The 20,978-nt window shown below is 45.3% G+C and carries 17 protein-coding genes, 1 pseudogene and 1 riboswitch; of the genes and pseudogenes, 6 read left to right on the top strand and 12 right to left on the bottom strand.

What is annotated here, in order from left to right; all coding sequences use genetic code 11:
* The first annotated feature begins 72 nt into the window (after positions 1–72).
* A complete protein-coding gene (locus SVI_RS11235) occupies positions 73–981 on the top strand; it encodes a LysR family transcriptional regulator (RefSeq protein WP_013051638.1) in 909 nt (302 codons plus the stop codon).
* Between the two features lie 16 nt (positions 982–997).
* Here the strand turns inward: SVI_RS11235 and SVI_RS20740 are convergent, their stop codons facing one another.
* The 9 genes from SVI_RS20740 to SVI_RS20745 all read right to left on the bottom strand — a co-directional run bounded on the left by SVI_RS20740 (position 998) and on the right by SVI_RS20745 (position 11,108).
* Positions 998–2,377 carry a putative metalloprotease CJM1_0395 family protein gene (locus SVI_RS20740; RefSeq protein ID WP_049791078.1) on the bottom strand — a complete coding sequence of 460 codons (1,380 nt, stop codon included), beginning with the start codon at positions 2,375–2,377 and terminating at the stop codon, positions 998–1,000.
* A 95-nt stretch (positions 2,378–2,472) separates the two neighbouring features.
* Complete coding sequence (locus tag SVI_RS11245) at positions 2,473–2,730, bottom strand: hypothetical protein (RefSeq protein WP_013051640.1); 258 nt, start codon at positions 2,728–2,730, stop codon at positions 2,473–2,475.
* A 225-nt stretch (positions 2,731–2,955) separates the two neighbouring features.
* Positions 2,956–4,071: a 2-iminoacetate synthase ThiH gene (thiH, locus tag SVI_RS11250; RefSeq protein WP_013051641.1), complete on the bottom strand. Its 1,116-nt coding sequence runs from the start codon at positions 4,069–4,071 to the stop codon at positions 2,956–2,958.
* A 24-nt stretch (positions 4,072–4,095) separates the two neighbouring features.
* On the bottom strand, positions 4,096–4,860 hold the full coding sequence (locus SVI_RS11255) for a thiazole synthase (RefSeq protein ID WP_013051642.1): 765 nt from the start codon (positions 4,858–4,860) through the stop codon (positions 4,096–4,098).
* Between the two features lies 1 nt (position 4,861).
* A complete protein-coding gene (gene thiS / locus SVI_RS11260; RefSeq protein WP_013051643.1) occupies positions 4,862–5,104 on the bottom strand; it encodes a sulfur carrier protein ThiS in 243 nt (80 codons plus the stop codon).
* On the bottom strand, positions 5,101–5,919 hold the full coding sequence (locus SVI_RS11265; protein ID WP_013051644.1) for a HesA/MoeB/ThiF family protein: 819 nt from the start codon (positions 5,917–5,919) through the stop codon (positions 5,101–5,103). Before SVI_RS11265 ends, thiS begins: the two co-directional genes overlap by 4 nt.
* The gene (thiE, locus tag SVI_RS11270; RefSeq protein WP_013051645.1) at positions 5,906–7,483 is read right to left on the bottom strand and encodes a thiamine phosphate synthase; all 1,578 of its coding nucleotides are present in this window, start codon (positions 7,481–7,483) and stop codon (positions 5,906–5,908) included. Before thiE ends, SVI_RS11265 begins: the two co-directional genes overlap by 14 nt.
* A gap of 3 nt (positions 7,484–7,486) precedes the next feature.
* Positions 7,487–9,463 (bottom strand): phosphomethylpyrimidine synthase ThiC, encoded by a 1,977-nt coding sequence (thiC, locus tag SVI_RS11275; protein WP_041419890.1) that lies wholly within the window; start codon positions 9,461–9,463, stop codon positions 7,487–7,489.
* Positions 9,464–9,693: 230 nt separating this feature from the next.
* Positions 9,694–9,792: riboswitch (TPP riboswitch) on the bottom strand.
* 173 nt (positions 9,793–9,965) lie between these two features.
* Complete coding sequence (locus SVI_RS20745; RefSeq protein ID WP_013051647.1) at positions 9,966–11,108, bottom strand: hypothetical protein; 1,143 nt, start codon at positions 11,106–11,108, stop codon at positions 9,966–9,968.
* Between the two features lie 232 nt (positions 11,109–11,340).
* On the opposite strand from SVI_RS20745, the gene trhA reads away from it, so the two are divergent.
* On the top strand, positions 11,341–12,015 hold the full coding sequence (trhA, locus tag SVI_RS11285; protein ID WP_013051648.1) for a PAQR family membrane homeostasis protein TrhA: 675 nt from the start codon (positions 11,341–11,343) through the stop codon (positions 12,013–12,015).
* 178 nt (positions 12,016–12,193) lie between these two features.
* Here the strand turns inward: trhA and SVI_RS11290 are convergent, their stop codons facing one another.
* Together SVI_RS11290 and def are read right to left on the bottom strand one after the other, a co-directional pair.
* On the bottom strand, positions 12,194–12,694 hold the full coding sequence (locus SVI_RS11290; protein WP_013051649.1) for a DTW domain-containing protein: 501 nt from the start codon (positions 12,692–12,694) through the stop codon (positions 12,194–12,196).
* Between the two features lie 422 nt (positions 12,695–13,116).
* Positions 13,117–13,608 carry a peptide deformylase gene (def, locus tag SVI_RS11300; protein WP_013051651.1) on the bottom strand — a complete coding sequence of 164 codons (492 nt, stop codon included), beginning with the start codon at positions 13,606–13,608 and terminating at the stop codon, positions 13,117–13,119.
* Between the two features lie 173 nt (positions 13,609–13,781).
* Between def and SVI_RS11305 the strand changes: the two genes are divergently transcribed.
* The 3 genes and pseudogenes from SVI_RS11305 to SVI_RS11315 all read left to right on the top strand — a co-directional run bounded on the left by SVI_RS11305 (position 13,782) and on the right by SVI_RS11315 (position 17,339).
* Positions 13,782–15,503 carry an MFS transporter gene (locus SVI_RS11305; protein WP_041419892.1) on the top strand — a complete coding sequence of 574 codons (1,722 nt, stop codon included), beginning with the start codon at positions 13,782–13,784 and terminating at the stop codon, positions 15,501–15,503.
* A gap of 501 nt (positions 15,504–16,004) precedes the next feature.
* Positions 16,005–16,357 (top strand): annotated as a pseudogene (locus SVI_RS11310) (MGMT family protein).
* A gap of 217 nt (positions 16,358–16,574) precedes the next feature.
* Positions 16,575–17,339, top strand: a complete 765-nt coding sequence (locus SVI_RS11315) for a DUF3108 domain-containing protein (protein ID WP_013051654.1) — start codon at positions 16,575–16,577, stop codon at positions 17,337–17,339.
* A 135-nt stretch (positions 17,340–17,474) separates the two neighbouring features.
* Here SVI_RS11315 and SVI_RS11320 read toward each other — a convergent pair whose 3' ends face one another.
* Positions 17,475–18,260, bottom strand: coding sequence for a class II glutamine amidotransferase (locus SVI_RS11320; RefSeq protein ID WP_013051655.1), 786 nt, complete (start codon positions 18,258–18,260; stop codon positions 17,475–17,477).
* Between the two features lie 251 nt (positions 18,261–18,511).
* Here SVI_RS11320 and fadE point away from each other — a divergent pair, with 251 nt between their 5' ends.
* The gene (fadE, locus tag SVI_RS11325; protein ID WP_013051656.1) at positions 18,512–20,959 is read left to right on the top strand and encodes an acyl-CoA dehydrogenase FadE; all 2,448 of its coding nucleotides are present in this window, start codon (positions 18,512–18,514) and stop codon (positions 20,957–20,959) included.
* Positions 20,960–20,978 lie beyond the last annotated feature (19 nt).

The raw sequence follows: 20,978 nt of genomic DNA on the forward strand, positions 1-20,978 counted from the left end.
AATGGCCTGAATACACTCAGGCCATGTTTATTTCAATGGGATTTATCAATAGCACCTTAGGTCAGATTCAACATGGATAGAGCTAAATCAACCTTAGAGCAATGGCGAATATTACAAGCCGTAATTGATTTCGGTGGCTACGCTCAAGCTGCCGCCGCCCTAAGTAAGAGTCAATCATCGCTTAATCATGCCGTCGCTAAGCTTCAATCACAATTAGGCATCCAATTGCTCGAAGTCAGAGGACGTAAAGCCTATTTGACCGAACAAGGTGAAGTCTTATTAAGACGTTCCAGGCATATTACTCAATCAGTGGCTGAACTTGAGTTACTCGCCAACAATTTAGAAAAAGGTTGGGAGCCTAAACTGACCATAGCAAGAGAGATCATCTACCCTATGGATAGATTAGTCGATGCTCTGGCAACGTTTCAGCCTCTGAGCCGGGGGACTCGTATCACCATCATAGATTCAGTGATCAGCGGGACACATGATCTGATTAACAGCCAAACCGTGGATATCGCCATATGTGCTGGCCTTCCTCCTAAGGGCTATATCTCAGAACCTCTGTGTGAACTCGATTTTTTACTGGTTTGTCATCCTCAACATGTACTGGCACAGGATCCGAATATTGAAGACGATAAAACCTTGGCCCAACACCTGCAAATAGTCATTAAAGATACGGGGAATGCGACCCATATGGATATAGGTTGGTTGAAAGCAGAACAGAGATGGACCGTATCCAACTTTCACGAAGCATTAGCTATTTTAAATAGAAACATAGGTTTTTGTTGGATCCCAAAACACTTGGTGGACTCCTTGCTCTCTCAAGGACACTTGTGCCAGCTCAATTTAAAGGGAAATAGCCATAGAAGAGTGATGATGAGTCTGGTGATACCCAACCGAGATGTTCAGGGACCCGCCTCTGAGTTATTAGAGAAAATCATCGTCGACAAGCACAGAGCATCTAATGATATAGCTAAATAATGATCAATATTCGCGCTTATACCAGCGCGTTAATACTCACACCTTGTGTGTGACTAGCATTCAACACATCTTTATCCATATATAACAAATCAGCGTTAGCATCGACTGAGAAGCTATTGGCAGCATAGTGTTTAGCTATGCGTTCGGCCCCAAAAGATAAGCTGCCGGTCGGCAGTTCAACTGGGGCAGGCTCTGAGCTTGTATCAGTACTTGTATCACTCGTTGAAGGGATCTGTTCGTTAATCAGCTCAATTAAGGGAGACACAATAAAAACATCGTCCAAAGATGAAGGCGAATCCACCAATGAAGATGAGATAACCCCATTCTCATCTACTTCACCAAAAACTTGTGGCTTATGTGGCTCAGGAATAACCACACCTCGACTCGCACTCTGAGCATCGATTAGTAGTGCCATCTCATCCAAGCTAAGGGGCTTTTCCTGACGCACATCGACGAGTTGAGCCTTAGCATCATTCAATTTTTTTAGCGCCTGGGATGCCACGCGAATATCGGCCATGGAAGGATTGGTCGGGGCCATCGCCGCCGCATAGACCTTTTTCATCTTGCTGACAGTGGCAAGAGGATCCCCCTCTACTACGGCAATATCAATTCGAACTTCGCCATCAACCGCATAACGACGGCCATCACTGCCTTTTTCATAACTAAATTGTGGACTCTGTGCCAGATCCCCCCCCACAGTAGAGTGAGCTTGTTCGTGGGCTTTAACTTCTGCATCTCGAGTCGACAACTCTTGAAGCAGTTGCTGTTCCAGTTGCGCTATGACTTGTCTCTTAGCATCTGCGCTCTGTCCATCGGGAGCATCTTCCCCATCACCTTGCTCAACGGCTTCAAAAGGCGTGAATATCGACTCCCTCTTCTCTTCATCCGCCCCAGGGGGAGAAAAATCTCTCTTACCTTCAGCTTGGCCCCCATGGATATCAATCCCCCTATCCCGCGTATTATACTCAGCCTGAGGCCCTTGCTCATTATTGGTATGAGATTTATCCAATGGCTTGATATTAGGCTGAGGATCGCTAACAAGACTGTGGGAGCTGAACCTAGGAGCTAGCTCTGTAGCTTGCTCTGTGGATCTGACTAAACCACTCACCGTCAATGGACCTAAATTAAGGCTAAAACTTGACTGGCTTGGGTTTGAGCCGGATAAATTGCCAATTAGGTAAGTATCACTTGCTCTGGAGATGGATTGCGAAACCAAAGCCGACTTAACTTCTATGGCTAAATTTGATGGTCCACGGCTTAAATCGACAATATTCGATGAATCTAGGCTAGCAGTTTTAACTAAGCCCACATTTGAACTGGCAGGTTTTGGGTTAACTGGGCTGACTTTATCTGGAAGCGATGTTGAAATTTGGGCAGTCAACATCGCGCTTGGCATTGAACCTTTCTCTGCAGAATTCGCCGAATAGGATATCGACGATGCTCTCGGTCCAACCTCAATAGCAGGTGAAGACCTCACCCCTAACATAATAACTATACCTCTAGGTTAATAATGGTACCTAAGGTTTCTGACGATGCTTCAATTACTTCCACAGCGGCTTCGCCTTGGAGCTCAGATTCCATAGCTGAGACAAGGGCTTGAGTTTGATCGGCTTCTTCAACAGGCCTTGCTTCATCTGTTTTAAGATCTGCACTGGCAGGCTTAGCGACATCGATAGTCGCTTGAGTCAGTCCAGACTGTGCGCTTTGTAAGCCAGCCAGACCCGATACATTACTAGGAGGGATTTGCATACCTTTAGCTCCAACATTTACTTGGTGTTAGTTCAATTATTAATCAGAGCTAGGTAAAAGTACAGGTAAACTATAGTGCCTGAAGTTATATAGATTGGGTTAAACACCATAGTTGGCTTCTTGAGCTATTTTTCAAAGCCTTAGGCCAGCCATAAACAATGCGGCCTTAAGGTCACATTGTTTATAGCTAATAATCCGTGACTCATGTGTGTCCAAAAGATTGACCTAACCTGCTACCCAAGCCGACTCCCAATCTTTCCACACAGGATTTAATCCCCTTTGCTTCATCGCATGGCTCACCTGAGCAGGTGTCCTATCGTCACTGATCTCAAACTGATCTAACTCAGTATCTGGCTTAACATAACCGCCAGGCTGAGTCGAGCTACCGGCGCTTACATTGGTTATTCCAAGTGAAAACAGGTTATCTCTGAATTCTGGTGATTCCCGCGTCGACAAACTAATATCCAACTGCTGATTAAACAGTCTAAATGCACAGATAAGTTGCACTAATCCTTTATCGGTCAACTCAACCTTAGGGGATATCCCACCGGTACAAGGCCTCAACCTAGGCAATGACACGCTGTAACGGCTGCGCCAATACTTAGACTCTAGATAGGCAAGATGATGACCTAGCAAGAGTGCATCGAGACGCCAGTCATCCAGTCCTAACAGGACCCCAAGCCCTATCTTATCAACCCCGGCTTTAGCAACGCGCTCAGGTGTATCGAGTCGATAGGCGAAATCCTTTTTCTTACCCCGGGTGTGATGCTTGGCGTAGGTCTGGGGATTATAAGTCTCTTGATAGACCATGACGGCATCTAGGCCTAAACCCACCAGCTCACTGTACTCATGCTCGGCCAATGGCTGAACTTCCATGGCTAAGTAGCTGAACTGTTTCTTAACCTGAGGTAAAACCTGCTTGAAGTAATCTATACCAACTTTGGTCTCATGCTCTCCGGAGACTAGCAGAATGGAGTCATAGCCAAGCTGTTTGATCACCGCCATCTCGGCTTCGAGCTCTGGGCTATTTAATGTCTTGCGTTTTAGCTTATTACTCATGCTAAAACCACAATAATCACACTCGTTAGCACATAAATTCGACAGGTAAAGAGGTAAAAACATCCCTATATTGGCGCCGAATCTCTGCCTTGTCAGCCGAACAGACTGCTGAGCCATCTGTTCGATATAAGGTTCTGCCGCGGGCGATAACAAAGCTAATAGGCTATTGAGATCCCCTTCAGCGGAATTGAGTGCACGTTCCACATCAAGACTCGTGGCCGAATAGAGTGCTAATTTCAACTTCTCCCGAGAGATCCCCTGAAGATAGGATAAAAAACTCATGGGCATATCCCGTTAAACTGACATTTAATCATTAAGAAATCCCGTCAATGGACTGGTTTCACTCGCCACCGAGAGCACATGACCTAAGCCGGCGAGATAGGCATCCCTGCCAGTCTGTACGGCTGCGGCGAAACAGCGACCCATGGCAACTGGATCTCGACTACTGGCGATGGCAGTGTTAACTAGAACTGCATCGGCGCCAAGTTCCATGGCACGCGTTGCCTGTGAAGGTGCGCCAATACCGGCATCCACGATCACTGGCACTCTGGCCTGTTCAATGATCATTTTCAAAAAGGTTTCAGTCACTAAGCCCTGATTTGAGCCGATAGGGCTGCCTAATGGCATCACGCCGGCGCAGCCAACCTCTTCGAGTCGACGGCATAATACCGGATCGGCATGAACATAGGGCAAGACGACAAAGCCTTTGTCACAGAGGATTTTAGCCGCTTCTAGGGTCTCGATAGGGTCCGGCATCAGATATTTAGGATCCGGGTGGATCTCAAGTTTTATCCAGTTCGTATCCAAAATTTCTCTGGCCAGTTCGGCAGCGAAAACGGCCTCCTTGGCGTTTCTAGCCCCTGAGGTATTAGGCAAGAGCTTTACCCCACTGCTTAACAAGGGCGCTAAGATATCGTCGCTACCGGTTTTCAAATCGAGTCGCTTCATCGCCATGGTCACAAGTTCGGAGCCGGAACACGTGATAGCCTCTAACATAAGCGCTGATGTTGAAAATTTTCCCGTACCGGTAAACAGTCTGGATGAAAATTGGTGATCGGCAATCTTTAACATCTTACCCTCCCGCCACTAGGGCAAATACTTCAAATTGATCGCCAGTACGACACAAGGTCTCTTTCCAGCGTGATTTTGGCAATACTGTGCCATTACGCACCAGCGCCACAGAATTTGCAGCAATACCTTGCTGCTGGAGTAATCCTGATATATTCGAGTCACTGGATACAGAAATATGCTCATCATTGAGCATAATGTTAATTAAGGTTTCGCTGGCAGTATGTTCTGGTTTATTTTGTGTCATTGATTAGCCCCACTAGAGATCACGGTTAAATCAGGTATTTGGGATTCAGTTCTGGACTGTGCCATTAAGCCACCACATACATGACAATCACTATCACGACTCAGTGCCGACTCACGCCACTGCATTGCTCGGCCATCGAATCTGAATAATCTCCCTTGAGGCACAGGCACCCCCAAGAGTATATTCATCCCAAGCAAGGCCTGCATGGATGCCATAACCCCAACCATAGGGCCCAAGACTCCAATGCTCTGACAAGTCTGACTCACAAGAGAATCTTCGGGAAACAGACATGCATAACAGCCAGAATCAGGACAAGACTCCATATCAAGCATAAACAGCTGACCATTGAAGTTGGCCACCGAGGCGGTTATTAATGGAACCTTGGCTTGAAGACATGTTAAGTTGATCAAATGACGAGTGCTAAAATCATCGGTGCAATCGAACACTAGGTCCATGTGCTCCAGCAAGTCTAAGCGATTATGTTCGGCTAATTTATCGGTAACTGCGTGTAAATCACAGGCCGAGTAAGCATTGGATAACTTATGCGCCGCGGTCTTGGATTTATACTCACCGATATCCTTATCACTAAAAAGCAGTTGCCTTGGCAAATTTGATAACTCAATCTTGTCATCATCAATCAGTGTCAGGTGACCCACACCGGCCGCCGCCAGATACTGAGCAACCAGATGACCTAAACCGCCGATACCAACGATGGCAACATGGGCCTGCAACAGGTTTATCTGACCTATCTCACCCACATCTGGCAATAAAATTTGCCTGGAATAGCGCAGAAATTCGGAATTACTCAACGACATTGGCTTGCTCCCAGGCAGAGGATAAGGCTCTATAGGTGGCGCCAGGTTGCTCTGATTCACTCAGGGCTCTCACCACGGCAATATCGTCTACTCCTGTTGTCTTAACCTTAGGGATACGGCTGGCATTTATGCCACCAATCGCCACCAAGGGATAATGTCCCTTAAACAGGTCCACATAATGCTGCAGTTTCATCAGGCCCTGAGGCGCTGAAGGCATCTCCTTAGTCGTCGTAGGAAAGATATGACCCAGTGCGATATAGGAAGGCGTTATTTGCGATGCGAGTAAGAGCTCAAAATAGCTATGGCTTGAAATACCCAAGGCCATTTGTGCATCAGCAATACGCTTAAGATCCGCATCATAGAGGTCTTCCTGACCAAGATGTACACCATAGGCATTATGTTTGAGCGCCAACTCCCAATAATCATTGATAAAGACTTTAGCCTGATAATCCCGGCCTAGAACTATAGCCTGGGCTATTTTATCTTCAAGGTGAGGATCATTCTCATCCTTAATCCTAAGTTGAATCGTTTTAGCCCCGGCTCTGAGCAAGGTTTCTAACAGTGACAACTCAGACACAACAGGATAGAGGCCTAACCTTTCGTCTATGGCCTTAAACTTGATCCCCCGAGGAAGAGAAGGTCCATCGTCTAAGCTTGAAATTTTCGGAAAAGCACTGAGCTCTTTAGGCCATCCGGTGCGCGCTAATGGACCAGGTCCATCACCCACACGATAACTGTGCTTTATTCCGGCACTAACATAAGCCTTAGCCACCACAATAGCATCATGAAGTACAAAACCTGAGGCCATCACACTGGCAATGGCCGAGCTTAAGGTGCATCCGGTACCGTGATTATTGTTCGACGCAATACGTTGACTCGATAACAAAAAACTAGCTTGCTGATGTATTTCGGAGCACGCCGCGGCGCGAGTACAGACAAAGATATCTTGAGCCAAATCAGAGCGCCAAGCGGGACCTTTATCCCCGCCTTTAGCCAACACATTGGTATCTAGTGATAACGACAAGTCTTTGGCCGCCTGATGATACTGGGACATGTCAGTTAAGGTTTGTCCCACCAGCTCACCCAGCTCAAGAGCATTTGGGGTGATCAGTGTGAGCAGGCCCTTAAATGGCGTAAAATCGAGACGAGTATCGTCTCCATCTAGCCTGTCACCACAGCTGGCTATCATGACAGGATCTAAGATAACCGCGACCTCTGTGCCATTGCGCTTGTTGTGGTCGGGAAGATCCAAGGCGAGCCAACGACTCAAGAGATCTATCTGCCGCTGATTTGCCAATAAACCTATCTTTATCGCTTTGGGTGGCAAGTCTTGTAGCAAGGTATCGAGTTGAGCCAGCAGCATCTCATCGGATACCGGCTCAACCAAATTGACAGCGACCGAGCTCTGGGCCGTTAACGTCGTGATCACAGTGCAAGCATGACAAGCGAGATCATTCATGGTGGCTAGATCCGCCTGAATACCTGCGCCGCCACCACTGTCAGAGCCTGCTATTGACCAAACAACAGGCTTTAAAGCCGACGAAGTCGGCTCTAAATTTGCCATAGGTTAGCCCTCAACCTCATCCAGAACAGGTTTAGCCGCACCAGCTTCATGATATAAAGCGGCGCCTTTAGCCTTAAACTCTGCCGACATCATGGCCATCCCCTTCTCTCTATCCAGATTAGAGCTTAAGACGGCAGTGTTTTTCGCCTTAAACTCTTCATCGGTCTGTATCTCAAGCTTTTGAGCCGCCGCATATTCACGCACCTCTTGACTGATTTTCATCGAACAGAACTTAGGTCCACACATTGAGCAGAAATGAGCTACCTTGGCCGATTCCTGAGGCAGAGATTCATCGTGATAGGCTTTGGCAGTTTCCGGGTCCAGTCCTAGGTTATATTGATCTTCCCAACGGAACTCGAAACGAGCCTTGGATAAGGCATTGTCGCGAATTTGCGCAGTCGGATGTCCTTTAGCCACATCACCGGCATGAGCCGCTATCTTATAGGTGATTAATCCTTGCTTCACATCTTCCTTGTTTGGCAATCCAAGGTGCTCTTTAGGTGTCACATAACAGAGCATGGAGCAACCAAACCAGGCAATCATGGCGGCGCCAATACCTGAGGTGAAGTGATCATATCCAGGTGCAATATCTGTCGTTTGTGGGCCTAAGGTATAGAAAGGGGCTTCGTCACATACCTCTAACTGTTTTTCCATATTCTCTTTGATAAGATTCATGGGAATGTGACCAGGACCTTCAATGATGGTCTGTACATCGTACTCCCAAGCGATTTTAACCAACTCGCCTAAGGTTTCCAGCTCAGCAAACTGCGCCTCATCGTTCGCATCTGCGATAGAGCCCGGACGCATGCCATCCCCCAGAGATAAGGACACGTCATAGGCGGCACAAAGCTCACAAATTTCTCTGAAGTGCTCGTAGAGGAAGTTTTCCTGATGATGTGACAGACACCACTTGGCCATGATGGCGCCACCACGTGAGACAATACCCGTCAGGCGATTTGCCGTCATTGGCACGTAACGCAGTAATACGCCGGCATGAATGGTGAAGTAATCGACGCCCTGCTCTGCCTGTTCAATCAAGGTATCCTTAAACACGGCCCAATTCAGATCTTCGGCGACGCCATTGACCTTCTCTAAAGCCTGATAGATAGGCACAGTCCCGATAGGAACCGGAGAGTTACGAATGATCCACTCTCGCGTTTCATGTATATAACGGCCAGTAGACAGGTCCATCACGGTATCCGCGCCCCATCGAGTAGACCAGACCAGTTTTTCGACCTCCTCTTCGATAGAAGAAGTCACTGCTGAATTACCGATATTAGCATTAACCTTAACCAGAAAGTTTCGGCCAATGATCATGGGCTCGGCTTCTGGATGGTTGATATTCAAAGGAATAATCGCACGCCCTCTGGCGATTTCACTTCTGACAAACTCGGGAGTAATCGGCTCAGTAATCGACGCTCCGAAGCTTTCTCCTGGCGCCTTGCGGGTCAATGTCTCGTCGGTGATCTCTGACTGACCCATATTTTCCCGAATGGCAATATATTCCATTTCCGGGGTGATAATGCCTTTCCTGGCATAATGTAACTGGGTAACACACTGGCCAGGTTTTGCCTTTCGTGGAGGAAGCAGAGAATCGAATCTCAAGTGATCTAAGCCATCGTCGGCGAGTCTTTTTTGAGTAAAACCTGAACTGACACCGCTAAGCTGCTCAGTATCATCACGTTCTATAATCCAGTTATTTCTGAATTTACCCAGGCCCTTACGGACATTGATATCGGCATCAGGATCTGAATAGGGCCCGGCACAGTCATAGATTTTTAGCGGGGCATTGGGCTTCAAGATGGGATCAGGCTCGGTCCCCCCAACCATGGTATCCGACTGGAGAATTTGGCGCATACCGACACGGAGGTCTTCACGACTACCCGTTAGATAGACTTTCTCAGAATTAGGGTGCTGTAGCGGCTTTAGGGTATCGATGAACTCTTGAGCTTTAGCTCGGGTTTCGCGGCGGTTTGACATAAGCAATCTCACTTTAATTGAAATGAAGTTGCTTGTCAGGAGAGTTGAATAACAGACACGAGAACACGTCTCTATGTCACAGATAATGACGATAAAATGAATATATTCTGATTATCAGGTACTAAACCTCAGGTCTTCGACTCAAAAAATTGAGGTGATGACACTAAAATTAGCAGCCATTGAATCAAAATATCATGATTCAATGAATACAGAAATTCACACGATTTATGGACATTATCATGCTTGTTTCCTTCGCAGGTTTTAACCTGATCAGGTTCAACGGATCCCGAATAAACGGTCTCAGCCTTTAGGCACTCCGACAAGATTTAACAAGTATAATCTTAAAACATGAAAGTTAACAAGACTTTTGTAAAGATATTAAATCGAAAAAAATCACGCAGACTTAAAACTCAATAGATTGTATTTATTAAAGAAATATACACATTGAAAATATTTTATGTTGAAATCACCAATCTGACATTAAATTATTTCATCATTGACGTTATCGCTTAATGGGTGTTTTATGTACTCTTTTTGCTATAGCCCGCTTTAACGCCGCAACGAGCGAGTCACCATCACAGCGAAATGCATAGCCGAGACTCTCTGCATGGGGATCTATTTGGGTGGGTGTTTGAACAATTCGGTAGCAGGTATCTCCCTGTTTGACGATTCGGTTCGGATCTAACCCGTTATCTAAGCTCTGTGCATTGCTCCAAGTGTCAACTTTAGGGAGCTTGAGAATAATCATCTCGCCATCCATCTCACTGAGTGTTTTAGTTTGGCTATATTGATTGGCTTGTTTGACAACAAGCTCTCCCAGAGCTTCCTCTCTCTGCCGGGAAAGGTATTTTTGGGTTGAAGAACTGAAATTTGAAATAATAAGCTTGTCCCTCTCATCATTGCTCTCAGGTTCAGACGAAAAGAAATTGGCAGACTTACTCTGGGGATAAGCAGTCTCAGGATTGGAAACATCAGCTTGCTTAACCGGAGGCTGTTTAAGCTGTTTGACTACAGTATTTTGTACTAAAGTCTCATGTACTAAGCTCTCTTGTATCAAGGTCTCTTGTACTAATATTTTCTTAAGTGGGCGAGTGTCACTCTCTCGTTTTTCCTTCTCTTTCGCTGGCTTTACTTGATAGCCCTGGGCAGTTGCTTCTTTAATCTGTAAGTCATTGGCAGGCAAATCAGACACCAGCGGCTTAGCTTGCTGTATTTGTTTGTCGATTATTTCAGACTTACTTTTTTCTATCACTGGGGCTTTAAAATACATATAAGCTTTTAATCGGGGGACTTTTAATTGAGGACCTTGTGATTGAATGCCCTTGATCTTAGCTTCGGGATATAACTGAGGAGCGGGTATCCAGAGTAGATCTAACGTAAACACCAGTGCCAGGTGACAGATTATTACCCCAGCAGTCACCAATAACCAAGAAGTCCAGGGCCGGTTGGCAGCTAGATCAGCATGCTTATTCTCGGTTAAGATAAAAGTGCTATGATCATGATTCAGCTCATAGCTCAGCTCTTGAGAGTCCCAGAAGTCATCAAACTGAACCTCGAAATCCTCAGCACTCTTATCAGCCTTTATCCCCTGCAGTTCATCCTGCTGAGCGTTAAATAAAAGCCCCTCTATCTGAAATGCCTTCAATAGCATCATCCCTGTGGTTTATCTTTGTCTGTTCACTTCAATTAAAATGCAGTGAATGAGTCAGTACCAAGATTTCATCTTGGAGCGAATATCAATGAAAACTCAGATAACTAATTAGACGAAAAGTTCATTCTGACACAAGAGACTTAGCTTACACGTGTACGCTCAAGTATGGTTTTATGCAGATTTAGCTGTTAGACTCCACCGATACGATTTAAGGGAATTGGTATATATGCCACTAGAAGAATCTTTTGCTCAACAGACAGCCTCGGTCAATAGCAGCGGTTATACTCACAAAGAAGAGATGGCAAACAGCATAAGCCACGGCTTGGGGATTATAGCTGGGATTGTCGGACTTATACTTTCTCTCATTAAAGGCCAGGAAACACTCAACACAGTTCAATTGTTCGGACTGGTTATCTACTGTGCCAGTATCATATTACTCTTTAGCTGCTCCACCTTATATCATTCAATCTCTGATCCAATATGGAAACACAGACTTAAAATTGCCGATCATTGTGCCATCTATTTCTTAATCGCAGGTACCTACACGCCTCTAATGCTGATTGCCCTAGATGGTACCACGGCAAATATTATCTTAATCGCCATCTGGTCTCTGGCATTTGGTGGGGTATTATTCAAAACCTTATTCATTAATCGCTTCAAAAAGCTCAGTGTTGCCCTTTATCTATTGATGGGCTGGTTGTGCGCAACCGTCATGAGTGACATGATCGATTCCATGACAAGTCTGGGTTTTCAGTTATTAATTTTGGGCGGATTATTTTACAGTTTTGGGGTGATATTCTATGTTGGTAAACGCATTCCCTATAACCACGCGATATGGCACCTATTTGTGCTCGCCGGTGCAATAAGCCACTTTCTCTGTATTTACTTGACCCTTATATAGTGTCTAGTGTGTAGATTTACCCAGACTGTCAGCTTGCTTGAAAATCGCCGAAGGCTTGTTTTAACTCTTCGGCCTCTTCATCATAATTCTTTAACTCGAACTATCAGCCTGCTTGAAAATCACCAAAGGCTTGGTTTACCCCTTCAGCCTCTTTATCATAATTCTTTAACTCGAGCTATCAGCCTGCTTGAAAATCACCGAAGGCTTGTTTTAACTCTTCGGCCTCTTGATGACGGCTCTTTAGCTCGAGTAGGCTGATGATGCACTCTATGGTGCACAAACCGCCCTCTATTTGATTACGTCTCAGGGTGAAACCTGAATCAAGCTGTTCAGTTAAGGCAAACTTATCCGCCGCCTTAAGGTAAGGACTTTGCCTCATCATCTTACGGGCCTCTTGCCAGGTTGCATCTAAGATGATGAGCGTGTCAGGAATATGCTCAAGATAAAGCTGCTCTGTTGTATTTTCCACAGAGAGATTATCAGAGCTAAAAAGATTTTTAGGTCTGGGGAAAAGTACTGCGGCTCTATGGCTATTTATTAATGCTATCAGCTCTCTATCCGGAGCCACTCTCGACCACATAATCCTCCGGCACCATTGTGGAAAAGCACTTAATGCCAGTGAACCTGTATTAGTTGGACGTTGTACTTCTCTCTCATGGGTTAACAAGACTAGCTTCATCTAATTTTACTCTTAAAATTCTTTATGCCACAAAATTACCATGGTCTTCAAACCCAGAGCATATTTTGGCCCAGGCGTTTCAATTATTGACAATCTTGTACTTTGAAAATAGCCAAGGATGACAAAAACTGGTTTATAACAGCTCTTATCCTCGTAAAATAAGTTCTTGTAAATAAGTTCTCGTACATAAGCCGCATTTATTACATATAAACCCATAGTGGGGAAATACTCAGGGCTGAACTTAAACAAAATAGTGACTCTGTTCTATTCAAGTCACTATTATTTATCCGGACAGGATTGAAGGGCTTGTATTTGATTGTTTGATTGAGAGCTGCCCATAAACTGCGACAGTCTCAGACTTGCCAGGACCAAGTGATAGTAAAATCGAGTGCATTAACGATTAAACTTAAGTAATAATTGATTTAGACGTATTTCTTCACTTTTTTTAGTGCGATCTGCTGCTTAAGTTTCGACAGATGATCGGTAAATACTATGCCTTGGAGGTGATCCATTTCATGCTGCAATACAATAGCCAAGAATGTGTCAGTCTCAATCTCAAAGGGCTTACCAGTACGGTCCAACGCTTTTACTGTTACTTGCTCACTTCTGGCCACCTTGGCTCTATAGCCAGGAATCGATAGACATCCCTCCTCGCCAATAAAGTCACCTTGAGTTGCCACAATTTCAGGATTAATCAAGACTTGAGGCTGATCTCTTTCCTCTGACAGATCTATGACTAAGATGGCGTGCTCGCTGCCGACTTGTGTCGCAGCCAGCCCTATTCCATCTTCGGTGTCATACAGGGTTTCAAGCAGATCGTCTATAAAACCTTGGACCGAATCTATATCTTCAACTGTGCGGGCTTTGCGTTTAAGACGTTCATCGGGGATGGTTAGAATATCGAGTACGGCCATTGGTAAATCACATAATGTAAAAATTTGGGCCATTATGACCGAATGAACGCTAAAGGCAACTTCATAGCGTTCAGCAAACAAATAATCATTTTTAACCTTATCGTTACATTACTTGAAATTCGACATATATGGAGATAGCATAGGTAAATCGTATAAAATATACAGGTAGTAATATGACACGAGTGACTCGTACCCCTTTACCCAAGACATTCTTTGTCGCCAACACCATGGAGATATTCGAACGTCTTGCCTGGTATGGATTTTTTACCCTGTCATCCCTATACATGACCTCACCTTCTCAACAAGGAGGCTTAGGTTTCAGCGATCAGGAACGTGGCTTACTCCAAGGCATGATCCCTTTCTTCCTTTACTTATTTCCTGTCGTCACAGGTGCATTGGCTGACCGATACGGTTACCGTAAAATGTTTCTACTATCCTTTGCCATCATGTGTCCCAGCTACTTCATTCTGGGTCAGGTGGATTCTTTCGCCGGTTTCTTCATCGCCTTCATGGGCGTGGCGCTCGGTGCTGCTTGTTTCAAACCTGTAGTCACCGGTACTGTAGCCCGGACGACAGATGATACAAACCGCGGCCTAGGTTTCGGTATTTTCTACATGATGGTTAATATAGGTGGTTTTCTCGGCCCCTTCATCGCCGGCTATGTCCGTGCGATAAGCTGGGACTGGGTATTTATCATGTCATCATTCTGGATTGCGGTGAACTTTATACCGGCTCTTCTTTTCTACAAAGAACCCACGGATCAAGATGCACAGAAAGGAAAGCCACTCAAAGCTGTCTTCGCCGATATACAAGAAGTACTGGGTAATGTGCGTTTCGCCCTGCTGTTCTTTGGGACTCTGATCATTCTCATGTCTTATGGTGCTAAATGGTTATCAGGACAGACCACTCTCATGGTCTATTTCGTTTGGTTCTTAGGACATTATCTATGGAACTTGAAAGGCCAAACAGATCTTAGCGCGCCTTGGTATAAGCAGAAAATAACTGTCGGTAATAAACCCTTCGTGATCTACCTACTAATTTTGTCAGGTTTCTGGATGGTCTATCAGCAAATATTCATTACCTTGCCTATCTATATTCGTGATTTTGTCGATACCTCTGACCTTATCGCTATGCTGGCTTCTTATCCTAACCTTCTCAGCTTCCTGGCCCCTGTAGATATCTCAAGCTTACAAACTGAGTTAACAAGACTGGCTGGTAATCTGATGAACCATGACATCACGGCTCAGGCCGCATATTTTGAACTGGTACACTACAAGGTCATGGTGCCCGTATCAGAACTGAGTCTGGGATTAAATGCCATAGCAGCAGATCCTTCTCAAGCCCAAGTCTATGCCAATGCTTGGTCTGGACAGTATCGTCAAATTAACCCTGAATATTTAATAGGCCTTAACTTTCTCTCTATCGTTGTGCTGCAGTTATTTGTTAGCCGCGTAGCAGAAAAATTCCAGGCTTTACCCGTTCTGGTTGCCGGAACCGTGATCATCGCCTTCGGCACAGCTTTAGGTGGCATAGCTCACGGCGCCATCATGGGGGGTGTCATGGTACTCACTTCTATTTTGGTTTTCTCTATTGGAGAGATGGTAGCCTCACCTAAGAGTCAGGAATATGTCGCCAGCTTTGCTCCACACGACAAGAAGGCCATGTTTATGGGCTACTACTTCGTATCATCTGCCATAGGTTTTCTACTGGCGGGCCCCTTGTCTGGCTATCTCTATTCAGAAGTCGCAAAAGAAGCACAAAGGCCAGATCTGATGTGGTACATAATAGGTGCCTTAGGTTTAATCACAGCCCTAGGACTTGTCTTGTTTCACAAGTTTGGCGTCATGAATGCCCCAGATAATAAGCCTGTGGCGAGTGAAGCTGAGGTGGCCTAAACTAGCCACTAGCCATTAAACGGCTCATATTGTGAGCATGAAGGCCCATAATTCTCTGATGAATTATGGGCCTTTTTATAATACCAGTCATGAAAAAAAGATAAGCTATCTGGGATGAATTTACCTATTGGGATATCTGACATCAAGTTGCAAAAACGAAGCAACTAGTTGCCAAAATTAAGTGTTTTTTCCAAAATCAAGGAACTAAACCATTTCAAAACCTAAGCGACAAATAGTAATCAGCCCCTTCTGGTACATCTCACCCCCTATCAAAAACAAGCCGCACCTTAATTTTTCACAAGTAATTACAGTCAGTTAAAAAAATCATGACAAGTCAAACTTAGTTATTACAGTCACAAGCCAAGATGCCAGTTTAGTGCCCTTTAAGCTAGCGAGTTAAAGGCGAAGAGGATATGATGCAGTATAGGGTAAGTCACGGTATGAGATAATATGACAAGGCTAGCGAGACACTTTACTCCTGCTAATTCAGACGCTTTTTCGATGCCTGCCGAGACAGCTAAATCCCCCATGGAAAAAATCTGGTTCATCGTCGCCATGGTCCCAAAGGGTCGAGTGAGTTCTTACGGTAAACTTGCCGATTTAGCCGGATTACCCGGCAGGGCAAGATATGTGTCGAAAGCATTGAAGATGGCGCCTGAACATTAAACCTGCCATGGCACAGAGTCATCAACAGCCAAGGGAAAATATCATTCAAATCTGATACTCAAGCATTCCGCACTCAAATGCAGTTACTCAGATTAGATGGCGTAGAGGTCAACCGAGGGAGAATATCTTTAGCTAAATATGAGTGGCGACCGGATATGGCTACATTGGTTTTACAACTGCCGTTTTAACTAAGAATAAAGAGATAAACACTCGCTTCAGCCCTGTGCGGTAAGATCCAATGAAGCATAAAAACATTCATTGTTTAGCCTATTGTCTGGCCTGATGTTTGCCCCATTAATCACTGGCAAGTTCAGGATGAATAACAGGGTTAAGACACGATAACTAAGAGTTCATGACTCTAGTAAGCATGTAAAATTATCAATGTACATATTTAAGGAGACTTCATTGTCGATTGGTCAGCGTTTAGTGTTAGCATCAAATTTGTTCCTTTTCAGCCTCTACGCGGCTGCGGCCCCGAGTCCGCTAACCCCGCAAACTGCGGAATATCAGGTTTATTATGGCAGCATAGAACTAGGAAAGGCCCGTTTTCAACTTCCTAAAGCCGAAGGTAACATCTACCATTACCGTTTCGACAGCGATGTAAGTTTACTGGTGTTATCTGATAGGCGTAATGTGCGCAGTGACTTCATACGTGAAGGCAACCAGCTCACACCTATGCGATATACCCATAACAGAAAAGGTACTGGCCCTAATTTTCAAGAACAAGCCGCTTTTGCCAAAGCACAAGCAGTCGTTTACAGCAGTTATAAAGATGAAAGATCTAAGCTAGATTACACCCATACCTTGTACGATCCTCTTATGGTCCAGCTTCAATTCCGACTCGACATCGCCCTAGGAAAGAAAGAACTTCACTATGAGATGGTGAAAGAGGGAGAAGTCGATGAGTATACATTTAAAATCGTAGGCAAAGAGAGAGTCAATATCGAGAGTGGCAGCTACGAAACCATCAAGGTGGAGGTAGTCAGAGACAGTAAGAAACGTCAAACTTTCTTCTGGATGGCGCCGGATCTCGGCTACCTGCCCATACGTTTAACCCACTTCGAAAAAGGCAGTAAGCAGTTAGATATAAAACTACTCAACTATCATTTCTCTCCAGAGCAAACTGTGAAGATAGAAGAGCCTGCTGCCGATTCGAGTGTACAACCGTAAAAATCACTAAAATAGTAGAGTACTCAATAAATTGTTACCAAGCTCTCTAGCAGCAAATTTATCATATTGAAAATGGGAGCATGATATTTGCCATGCTCCCAAAATTCCTATCTTCACACTCGGTATTAATCAGCCTTAGGTCTTCTCATCAAGAATCAGCACACCTTTACGAAATAGTTTCCAGTCCCCTGCCCCTAAAATATGCCACTCCTCATCCTTAGTCAGAGGCCTGGTGGCGATCACTGTGACTATGTCATCAGGAGTCGTCTCTTTATTAAAGTCTATTACCACATCGGTATCTATGAGCTTAGCCTTACCGAATGGGGCTTTACGGGTAATATAGCAGAGGTTATTACTGCAATAGCTCATCAGATGAGCCCCATCGGTCAAGATCATGTTGAATACGCCCAAGGCACGAATTTCATCGGCCAGTTTGGCAATAAACTGATACACGAGTGTGATGTCTGCAGGCTCTTGCTCACCAAATTTCTCCACCACCTTTTCTAACAGCCAACAAAATGCCAACTCACTGTCTGTATCACCTACAGGCTGGAATCTTGAAACTGAGAATTTTTGCTGGTAATCACTCAACTGGCCATTATGAGCATAGGTCCAATAACGTCCCCACAGCTCTCGAGTGAAAGGGTGAGTATTCTCCACAGACACGCTGCCGCGATTCGCCTGACGGATATGACTGACAACCACTTCACTCTTGATGGGATAGCTCTGAATGAGCTCGGCGATGTGGGACTCACTACTTGGATGAGCATCTTTAAAAGTCCGACTGCCTTTTCCTTCATAGAAGGTGATCCCCCACCCATCCACATGGGGACCTGTGACGCCACCTCTTTGAGCCAGGCCGGTAAAACTAAATACAATATCTGTCGGCACATTAGCGCTCATGGCAAGGAGTTCACACATTAATTCATACCTTTAATTACAGCTGGGTTATTATTTAAATTCTAACGTATTCTATCTATTTGCAGCTTAAAGTGGAATCTCGAGCTTAACAATTTTTATAAACGTTTGTTTGAAATAATCCTTGTATTAATTTTCACATAGGTTTAGTTTTTATGCGACACAGGTCAGACCACAGCCTATAATTGTGATAATGATCGGCAAAAGTTCTGGCCTGAGTTCAATATTCAGGTCGCACCTTAAGGAGAATAACAGTGACAAGCTTACTATGGATCCTCGCGTTTCTTTTTGTGTTAGGCGCTCTCGCCTACCTAAGAGTCTCGTTGCTAACATCTAGCATCATTGCCGCAGTCGTTATGGCTATCGGTACAGCAACTGAAGTAGTGAGTCCCCTATCGTGGATCATCTTCTTAATCGTCGCCCTGCCACTGAATGTCAGTGCATTTCGTAAAAATTTCCTCACTAAACCAATATTAAAGATCTATCGTGGCATCATGCCTGAGATGTCTTCTACCGAGAAAGAAGCCATCGAAGCCGGTACCACATGGTGGGAAGCCGATCTATTTGCTGGAAATCCAGACTGGAAGAAACTCCACAACTACCCAGTAGCCAGAATGAGTGCAGATGAGCAAGCCTTCTTAGATGGTCCAGTCGAAGAAGTGTGTAAGATGCTCAATCAGCATCAGGTTTCACATCAACTGGGTGATCTTCCCCCAGAGATCTGGCAATACCTAAAAGATAATGGCTTCTTCGCCATGATCATCAAGAAAAAGTACGGCGGTCTCGAGTATTCGGCCTACGCGCAATCCCGTGTATTACAAAAACTTGCGGGTCTGAGTAGCGAACTGGCCTCCACCGTAGGTGTGCCTAATTCTTTAGGTCCGGGCGAGCTACTTCAACACTATGGCACGACCGAACAACAAGACCATTACTTACCTAGACTGGCTCAAGGTCTGGAAGTCCCCTGTTTTGCACTCACCAGTCCCGAAGCCGGTAGCGATGCAGGCTCAATCCCTGATTTTGGTATTGTGTGTAAGGGCCAATGGGAAGGCGAAGAAATTCTGGGTATGAAATTAACCTGGAACAAGCGCTACATTACCTTAGCCCCTGTCGCCACCGTACTAGGTCTGGCATTTAAATTACGCGACCCAGATCAACTACTGGGTGACAAGGCTGAGCTAGGAATTACCTGTGCCCTGATACCGACCGACATGGAAGGTGTTGAAACCGGGCGTCGCCACTTCCCACTCAACTGTATGTTCCAAAACGGTCCAACTAGAGGCAATGAAGTATTTGTGCCTCTAAGCTTTATCATAGGTGGCCCTGAAATGGCCGGACAAGGCTGGCGCATGTTAGTCGAATGTCTGTCTGTGGGACGTGGGATTACCTTGCCCTCTAACTCAGCGGGAGGCATCAAGATAGCGGCTGTGGCAACGGGTGCTTATGCGCGTATACGACGTCAGTTTAAACTGCCTATCGGCAAGCTCGAAGGTATCGAAGAGCCCATGGCACGTATCGGCGGTAACGCCTATCTGATGGATGCTGTCACCAGTCTAACCACAACGGGCATAGACTTAGGTGAGAAACCATCGGTTATCTCTGCCATAGTGAAGTTCCATCTCACCGACAGAATGCAAAAATGTGTCATTGACGCCATGGACATACACGGTGGTAAAGGGGTTTGTTTAGGCCCGAATAACTACTTAGGCAGAGGCTATCAGGCTGCCCCTATCGCCATTACCGTTGAAGGCGCAAATATTCTTACTCGCTCTATGATCATCTATGGTCAAGGTGCTATTCGTTGTCACCCTTATGTGATAACCGAAATGGAATCTGCATTCGATACCGATGCTAATCGCGGTCTGGATACCTTTGATGCGGCAATATTTGGTCATATCGGTTTTGCCATCAGCAATCTGGTCCGCAGTTTCTGGCTTGGAGTGACATCTTCAAGGTTCTCCAATGCGCCCTATTCTGATAAGACCAAGCGTTATTATCAACAGATGAATCGCTTCAGTGCTAACTTAGCCTTACTTTCAGATATGGCGATGGCGACATTAGGCGGTGAATTGAAACGTAAGGAACGCATATCGGCACGGTTAGGCGACCTACTCAGTCAACTCTATCTCACCTCTGCAACCCTTAAGCGTTATCAAGATGAGGGACGTCAGACTGAAGACTTGCCATTAGTTCAGTGGGCCGTCGAAGATTCTTTATATAAGTTACAGGACTCACTCGACGATCTACTCAACAACTTCCCTATGGGATTGGGCTTTGTCCTTCGAGGCATTATCTTCCCATTTGGTCGCCCACTTAAGAGACCAAGCGATGTGTTAGATCATAAAGTGGCGACCATAATGCAAACACCTTGTGCCAGTCGAGATCGTTTAGGTAAAGGTCAATTCTGGACACCTTGTGAGAATAACCCAGTCGGCGTGCAGGAGCAGACCTTCAAAGATATTCTCGCCTGTGAACCATTACATGCCAAGGTCTCTAAGGCTGCCGGTAAGCGTATTCCATTTATGTGGCTGGATAAGATTGCCGCACAAGGGAAAGCCTTAGGCGTCCTCACTGATGAAGAAGTAGCCCTGCTTGAACGCGCCGAGATTGGTCGCATGAAATCCATCAATGTGGATGACTTCGACCCGGATGAGTTAAAAGCCATGGCCATAGGTAAACAAAGCCATGAACAGGCGGCTTAATCGAGTCCCAAGGGTGTAG

Source organism: Shewanella violacea DSS12 (assembly GCF_000091325.1).
Lineage (GTDB): Bacteria > Pseudomonadota > Gammaproteobacteria > Enterobacterales > Shewanellaceae > Shewanella > Shewanella violacea.

Coding starts and splice junctions, on each gene's coding strand:
- SVI_RS11290 (WP_013051649.1), bottom strand. CDS start 12,694: ATGAAGCTAGTCTTGTTAACCCATGAGAGAGAAGTACAACGTCCAACT.
- thiC (WP_041419890.1), bottom strand. CDS start 9,463: ATGTCAAACCGCCGCGAAACCCGAGCTAAAGCTCAAGAGTTCATCGAT.
- SVI_RS11305 (WP_041419892.1), top strand. CDS start 13,782: ATGACACGAGTGACTCGTACCCCTTTACCCAAGACATTCTTTGTCGCC.
- def (WP_013051651.1), bottom strand. CDS start 13,608: ATGGCCGTACTCGATATTCTAACCATCCCCGATGAACGTCTTAAACGC.
- SVI_RS20740 (WP_049791078.1), bottom strand. CDS start 2,377: ATGCCAAGCGCGATGTTGACTGCCCAAATTTCAACATCGCTTCCAGAT.
- SVI_RS11245 (WP_013051640.1), bottom strand. CDS start 2,730: ATGCAAATCCCTCCTAGTAATGTATCGGGTCTGGCTGGCTTACAAAGC.
- thiS (WP_013051643.1), bottom strand. CDS start 5,104: ATGACACAAAATAAACCAGAACATACTGCCAGCGAAACCTTAATTAAC.
- SVI_RS11235 (WP_013051638.1), top strand. CDS start 73: ATGGATAGAGCTAAATCAACCTTAGAGCAATGGCGAATATTACAAGCC.
- thiH (WP_013051641.1), bottom strand. CDS start 4,071: ATGAGTTTTTTATCCTATCTTCAGGGGATCTCTCGGGAGAAGTTGAAA.
- thiE (WP_013051645.1), bottom strand. CDS start 7,483: ATGGCAAATTTAGAGCCGACTTCGTCGGCTTTAAAGCCTGTTGTTTGG.
- SVI_RS11320 (WP_013051655.1), bottom strand. CDS start 18,260: ATGTGTGAACTCCTTGCCATGAGCGCTAATGTGCCGACAGATATTGTA.
- trhA (WP_013051648.1), top strand. CDS start 11,341: ATGCCACTAGAAGAATCTTTTGCTCAACAGACAGCCTCGGTCAATAGC.
- SVI_RS11265 (WP_013051644.1), bottom strand. CDS start 5,919: ATGTCGTTGAGTAATTCCGAATTTCTGCGCTATTCCAGGCAAATTTTA.
- SVI_RS11255 (WP_013051642.1), bottom strand. CDS start 4,860: ATGTTAAAGATTGCCGATCACCAATTTTCATCCAGACTGTTTACCGGT.